This window comes from Roseateles sp. P5_B10 (assembly GCF_056400485.1).
Window position 1 is genome coordinate 1 of the sequence record NZ_JBFULE010001221.1, and the last position, 1,125, is coordinate 1,125.

Here is a 1,125-nt window from a genome sequence, read left to right on the forward strand (position 1 = left end):
CAGCGAGCTGAAGAAGTTGGCCCAGACCGTGGTCGACAAGACCAACCAGCTCGCCGAAACGCCGCTGGAGAAAGTTCCCAAGGGCAGCAAGACCATCAAGAAGGGGCTCAAGGGGATCAACGAGAAGCTGGCCCAGTCGCCCACGCTCAAGACCAATATCGTCAAGCTGCAGCAGGACAAATGGGTCATCAAGCTCAACGAGCCGGGCGGGGGTAGCTACTGCGACAAGGTCAACAAGACCATCGCCATCGACCCCAGCGACCCGCTCGACGAGGCCCTGGGTGGGCTGGCGCACGAGACCGGCCACGCGCTGTTCACGCCGCCGCCCAAGCCCACGCTGAACAGCGTGGCGGACGGGCTGGAATATGTGCGCAAGGCCACCGAGGTGGACTTCATCGACGAAGGCGAAGCCCAGCTCGTGGCCTGCCGGGCCGCCAAGGAGCATGCGGCCGAGGGCGTGGTGAGCGAGGTGCCGGCCGACGCCTCCGGCAAGTTCATGGCCATCTACGACAAGCTGGAAAAAGGCGACATCGACGAGGCCATGGCGCGCCAGGAGATGGCCAAGGAGTTTGGCGACCTCATCACCAGCACGACCCATGAAGACTACAAGACCTACTATGGCCGCGGCCATATCGACACCTGGAACAGTGCCCATGCGTCCGAGCCGGCCAAGCAGCTCGACTACGCTGACTTGAGCGGCGTGACCCTCTTCCCCTGATCTTTGAAGCCCGCACCCCTTTCGGAGCGCCAGCCCATGAGCGACCTGACCCTCTTCGCAATGATTGACCAGTTGGTGGCCGAGCCAGCGCTGGATCCCGCCAAGGTCTCAAGCCTCCTCGGCGTCACCCTGGTGCGGGACCCGGATGCCGACACAGCCGCCATTGAGGCCTGGGCGCCGGCTGCAGGCAAGGGCGGGGCGTATGAAGCGATCGACCTGCGCATGCCCGACGCCGACATTGGCGACGGCGCCGTCTTCCTCAGTGCAACGCTGCGCGAGGATGGCGGCATCGACGGGACCGCCATCGGCACGCACTACGGGCTCGACTTCAAGACCGAGATCCCGTCGCCGCGCTTTCGTCCTGGCAGCGTGCCGGTCTATCTGGTGTACGAGCGGGAGTGGGGCAC

The 1,125-nt window shown here is 64.9% G+C and carries 1 protein-coding gene and 1 pseudogene; both read left to right on the top strand.

Translation table 11 applies throughout. The features are described 5' to 3' along the window. A pseudogene (locus AC1DU6_RS32250) lies at positions 1-718 on the top strand (hypothetical protein); the annotation flags it as partial. A 36-nt stretch (positions 719-754) separates the two neighbouring features. Beyond that, positions 755-1,125: hypothetical protein (locus AC1DU6_RS32255; protein WP_477862296.1), on the top strand; the 371-nt coding region annotated here is incomplete at its 3' end.